This is a genomic window from Mycobacterium sp. TH-M15 (assembly GCF_057473705.1).
Map to the genome: position 1 here is coordinate 1 of NZ_JBYCLB010000061.1, position 3,194 is coordinate 3,194.

At 72.7% G+C, this 3,194-nt stretch carries 5 protein-coding genes; all 5 read left to right on the plus strand.

The window, feature by feature from the left end; genetic code table 11:
• The first annotated feature begins 23 nt into the window (after nucleotides 1–23).
• Nucleotides 24–1,094 carry a P1 family peptidase gene (locus tag AC2VNT_RS01505; protein ID WP_486945181.1) on the plus strand — a complete coding sequence of 357 codons (1,071 nt, stop codon included), beginning with the start codon at nucleotides 24–26 and terminating at the stop codon, nucleotides 1,092–1,094.
• A gap of 1 nt (nucleotide 1,095) precedes the next feature.
• Entirely contained in the window at nucleotides 1,096–1,527 is a 432-nt protein-coding gene (locus AC2VNT_RS01510; protein ID WP_486945177.1) for a M67 family metallopeptidase, read from the plus strand.
• Complete coding sequence (locus tag AC2VNT_RS01515; protein WP_486945178.1) at nucleotides 1,524–1,796, plus strand: MoaD/ThiS family protein; 273 nt, start codon at nucleotides 1,524–1,526, stop codon at nucleotides 1,794–1,796. The genes AC2VNT_RS01510 and AC2VNT_RS01515 overlap by 4 nt, the downstream gene beginning before the upstream one ends.
• A 10-nt stretch (nucleotides 1,797–1,806) precedes the next feature.
• Entirely contained in the window at nucleotides 1,807–2,778 is a 972-nt protein-coding gene (locus AC2VNT_RS01520) for a PLP-dependent cysteine synthase family protein (protein WP_486945179.1), read from the plus strand.
• A partial coding sequence (locus tag AC2VNT_RS01525; protein ID WP_486945180.1) for a rhomboid family intramembrane serine protease occupies nucleotides 2,769–3,194 on the plus strand: 426 nt, incomplete at its 3' end. The genes AC2VNT_RS01520 and AC2VNT_RS01525, both read left to right, overlap by 10 nt.

Sequence of the window (3,194 nt, forward strand, 5' to 3'; positions counted from 1 at the left end):
CTGGCGCTGATGAGGCAGGCCTGATGACCGGCCCGGCGCGCACGGATTCGCTCACCGACGTCGCGGGTCTGCGGGTCGGCCAGCACCAGCGGCTCGACCCGGACGCGACCCTCGGGGCCGGCTGGGCGGCCGGAGTGACCGTGGTGCTGCCGCCGCCCGGCACGGTGGGCGGGGTCGACGTCCGCGGCGGCGCGCCGGGCACCCGGGAGACCGACCTGCTGGACCCGGCCAACAGCGTGCGCTTCGTCGACGCGGTGGTGCTGGCCGGCGGCAGCGCCTACGGGCTGGCGGCGGCGGACGGCGTGATGACCTGGCTGGAGGAGCACGGCCGCGGGGTGGTGCTGGCCGGCGGCGTGGTGCCGATCGTCCCGGCAGCGGTCATCTTCGACCTGCCGGTCGGCGGCTGGGACAACCGGCCGACCGCCGAGTTCGGCTACGCCGCCGCCGAAGCCGCCGGGCCGGGGCCGGTCGCGGTCGGCGTCGTCGGCGCCGGGGTCGGGGCCCGCGCCGGGGTGCTCAAGGGCGGCGTGGGGACCGCGTCGACCACCCTGGAGCTCGACGGCGTGACGGTGACGGTGGGGGCGCTGGTGGTGGTCAACTGCGCCGGTGAGGTGATCGACCGGGCCACCGGCCTGCCGTGGCCGGCCTACCTGGTCGACGAGTTGGGGCTGACGGCGCCGCCCGCCGGCGAGCTGGCGACGCTGGCCGGTCTGGGGGCCAAACCCAGCCTGCTCAACACGACGATCGCGGTGGTCGCCACCGACGCCGCGCTCAGCCCGGCGGCCTGCCGGCGGGTGGCGATCGCCGCCCAGGACGGCCTGGCCCGCACCATCCGGCCCGCGCACACCCCGGCCGACGGCGACACGGTGTTCGCGCTGGCGACCGGGGCCGTCGAGGTTTCGCCGGTGCTGGAGACGCCCGCGGCGGTCTCGCCGGAGATCGGGTTGCTGACCGTGGTGGGCGCCGCGGCCGCCGACTGCCTGGCCCGTGCGGTCCTGGTCGGGGTGTTGGCCGCCGAGCCGGTGGCCGGAATACCGTCTTACCGGGCCACGTTGCCCGGGGCATTCCGGCAGACCCCGACGGAGAGGCGCTGACGTGCTGACGATTCGTGCCGACCTGGTCGACGCGATGGTGCAGCACGCGCGCGCCGATCATCCCGACGAGGCGTGCGGGCTGCTGGCCGGAGCGGAGGGCTCCGACCGGCCGGAGCGGCACGTGCCGATGGTCAACGCCGAACGCTCGCCGACCTTCTACCGGTTCGACGCGCAGGAACAGCTGAAGGTCTGGCTGGAGATGGACGACCGCGACGAGGTGCCGGTGGTGATCTACCACTCGCACACCGCCACCGAGGCGTATCCCAGCCGGACGGACGTGGCGTTGGCCGGCGAACCCGACGCACACTACGTACTGGTGTCCACCCGCGACCCGGACAGCCACCAGCTGCGCAGCTACCGCATCGTCGACGGCGTCGTCACCGAAGAACCCGTCACCATCGTTGAGAAGTACAACAGCGAGGAGTCACCGTGACTGTCACCGTCTCGATCCCGACCATCCTGCGGCCGCACACCGGCGGGGAGAAACGCGTGCACGCCGACGGCGCCACCCTGGCCGCGGTCATCGACGACCTGGAGAACAACTACTCGGGCATCGCGCAGCGCCTGCTCGATGGCGGCAAGCTGCACCGTTACGTCAACATCTACGTCAATGACGAGGACGTGCGGTTCTCCGGCGGGCTGGAGACCGCGATCGCCGACGGTGACTCGGTGACCATCCTGCCCGCCGTCGCCGGGGGATAGGCCGGCCCGGATGACCCGCTACGACTCGCTGCTGGCCGCGCTCGGGAACACCCCGCTGGTCGGACTGCGGCGGCTCTCGCCCCGCTGGGACGACTCGCCCGACGGCCCGCACCTGCGGCTGTGGGCCAAGCTCGAGGACCGCAACCCCACCGGCTCGATCAAGGATCGCCCGGCGTTCGCCATGATCGAGCAGGCCGAAGCCGACGGGCTGCTGCTGCCCGGTGCGACGATCCTGGAGCCCACCAGCGGAAACACCGGAATCTCGCTGGCGATGGCGGCCCGGCTGAAGGGCTACCGGATGATCTGCGTGATGCCGGAGAACACCTCGATCGAGCGGCGCCAGATCTTGGAGCTCTACGGGGCGACCATCGTCTCGTCATCGGCCGAGGGCGGCCCGAACACCGCGGTGGCCACCGCCAAGCGGCTGGCCGCCGAGCATCCCGACTGGGTGATGCTCTACCAGTACGGCAACCCGGCCAACAGCGCGTCGCACTACCACGGCACCGGCCCGGAGCTGCTCGCCGACCTGCCGGAGATCACCCACTTCGTCGCCGGCCTGGGCACCACCGGCACGCTGATGGGCGCCGGCCGGTTCCTGCGGGAGAACGTGCCCGGCGTGCAGATCGTCGCCGCCGAGCCGCGCTACGGCGAGGGGGTGTACGCACTGCGCAACATCGACGATGGCTTCGTGCCGGAGCTCTACGACCCGGACGTGTTGACCACCCGGTTCTCGGTGAGCTCGGTCGACGCGGTGCGCCGCACCCGGGAGCTGATCGACACCGAGGGCATCTTCGCCGGCATCTCCACCGGTGCGGTGCTGCACGCCGCGCTCGGAGTGGCCGGCAAGGCGGCCAAGGCCGGCGAGCGGGCCGACATCGCGTTCGTGGTCGCCGATGCGGGGTGGAAATACCTGTCCACCGGCGCCTACGCCGGTAGCCTGGACGACGCCGAAGACGCGCTGGAAGGGCAGCTATGGGCGTGAACCGCACCGGCGGCGACGGCGGCGCGGACCTGTTAACGGCCGAGCCGCGGAAGCGGTCCCGCTGGCGGGTCGGCGGGGCCATCGTCATCGGCTTCGTGGCGCTGCTGTACCTCGTCGAGCTCATCGACCGGCTCAGCGGCGACCGCCTCGACCGCAACGGCATCCGGCCGCTGCGGGCCGACGGCCTGTGGGGCGTCCTCGTCGCCCCGCTGCTGCACGCCGACTGGGGGCACCTGCTGGCCAACACCGTTCCGCTGCTGGTGCTGGGCTTCCTGATGACGCTCACCGGGATATCGCGGTTCGTCCGGGCGACAGCGATCGTCTGGGTCGTCGGGGGCCTGGGCACCTGGCTGATCGGCAACCTCGGATCGACGTGCGGGGAGACCGACCACATCGGCGCCTCCGGGCTGATCTTC